Annotated in this window: 3 protein-coding genes and 2 pseudogenes; all 5 read right to left on the reverse strand. The window is 43.4% G+C overall.

Going from position 1 to position 1,400, the window contains the following annotated elements; all coding sequences use genetic code 11:
- Positions 1–349 (reverse strand): annotated as a pseudogene (locus ACFINU_RS09825) (phage tail protein); the annotation flags it as partial.
- The gene (locus ACFINU_RS09830; protein WP_081485993.1) at positions 346–417 is read right to left on the reverse strand and encodes a GpE family phage tail protein; all 72 of its coding nucleotides are present in this window, start codon (positions 415–417) and stop codon (positions 346–348) included. The pseudogene ACFINU_RS09825 and the gene ACFINU_RS09830, both read right to left, overlap by 4 nt.
- A gap of 38 nt (positions 418–455) precedes the next feature.
- Complete coding sequence (locus tag ACFINU_RS09835) at positions 456–743, reverse strand: phage tail assembly protein (protein ID WP_375618985.1); 288 nt, start codon at positions 741–743, stop codon at positions 456–458.
- Position 744: 1 nt separating this feature from the next.
- Positions 745–1,251 (reverse strand): phage major tail tube protein, encoded by a 507-nt coding sequence (locus tag ACFINU_RS09840; RefSeq protein WP_375646765.1) that lies wholly within the window; start codon positions 1,249–1,251, stop codon positions 745–747.
- A pseudogene (locus ACFINU_RS09845) lies at positions 1,251–1,400 on the reverse strand (phage tail protein); the annotation flags it as partial. The gene ACFINU_RS09840 and the pseudogene ACFINU_RS09845, both read right to left, overlap by 1 nt.

Below are 1,400 nucleotides of genomic sequence, written 5' to 3' on the forward strand. Positions count from 1 at the left end.
GAAGTGCCGTAACACTCATATTTAAGTGGTGTGATGCGTGATAAAGACTATCTCCCAGATGCATGGTTTTCATGGTGAGGGCGGCTACACTTGCCACAAGACCACCACCAGCAAGCCCTAAGACACCGGTAAAGACTGAAGCACGACTTGCCGCCACTCCAAGAGCACTTTGAACGCCATGAAGGCTTTTTGTCATGTTTTTGACAGCAGCAGAAAAGCGCGGAATACCCAAACTATGTGAGAGTGTTTTTGACAATGTATCGATTTTTTTTTGAAGATGTTTGAGAGGTGCGGTGAGTTTGTCTTCAAGAGACAATCTCACCTTTGCATCAGCAACTTTTTCACTCATTTTGTCTTATACCTTTCTGCTGCTTGTTTTCGCCAGAATATGAGTTCTTGCGGTTCCATTTCCATCATGTCCGGAAGAGACCAATGAAAAACAATGGCGATATCGGCTATGAGTTTAGCAGCGGTTTCCCAGTCGAGGTGTCCCGCCGCTTGATAAAAGACTCCAAAATCTCTCCAATGCTCGACAAGTCATTAATATCGAGTTCTCCAACCGCTTCATGTGCCCATCCAGAAAGGCGTGCAACCATAGCAATTGTTTGCTCTATGCCTTCTTTTTTGTCGATTGCTTGCACATCTTTTGTTTTGGGGCGCTGTAAGGTAATTTCGGTGTGCTCTTTTCCCTCAAAAGTAACCGGTACAAGTAATTTATGTGTAATGCTTGTTTGTACTGTCATTTTATAATCCTATATTTTCTCTATGGTCTGCGAGTTGATTGACGCCATTGAATTTTCTCACCAAGTTGAGGACATCTATCTCAACGATTTCAACGTCCTTCTGGACATATTTGAAATATTGCAATGTGAATGTAGCCGTAGAAGTTGCTTTGCTGCCCGGTTGCCATTCTGCCATTTCAAAGCCTTTGCATAGTCCTCTCATGGTAATGACAACACCTTCTGCGGGTGTGCCTTGCGCTTGCATTGAACTTCGTAATGAAATGTCGACATCTGTGCGCCCCAACAGTGCCATCAATTCTGGAGAGCAATCAGAAATGGTCATGCTAAGCGTGAGGGTTTCAAGACCAAGGTCAACTTCAATGGAGCTATCCATGCCACCGCCGCGATAACTTTCAACAACCAAGTTCAAATTCGGTAATGTTACGCTTTCACATTTTGCTTGATAGGGAATACCGTCGACAAAAATGTTAAAATATTTCAAAACTCTTGGTAAAACGGGGATAGCCATTAAAAAATCTCCTCTAAGTAATCATTTACAATGCGTGAACGGAATGTGATGTGTTCTGCTGGTGTTGTTGGTGTGAATTCGACATTGAAATAGACTCTACCGCTCTCAATGGCGCTTGCTGTATTAAGCTCTAGATCAGGCGTACAGCG

Source organism: Bartonella sp. AC130YNZD, from assembly GCF_042196865.1.
GTDB lineage: Bacteria > Pseudomonadota > Alphaproteobacteria > Rhizobiales > Rhizobiaceae > Bartonella.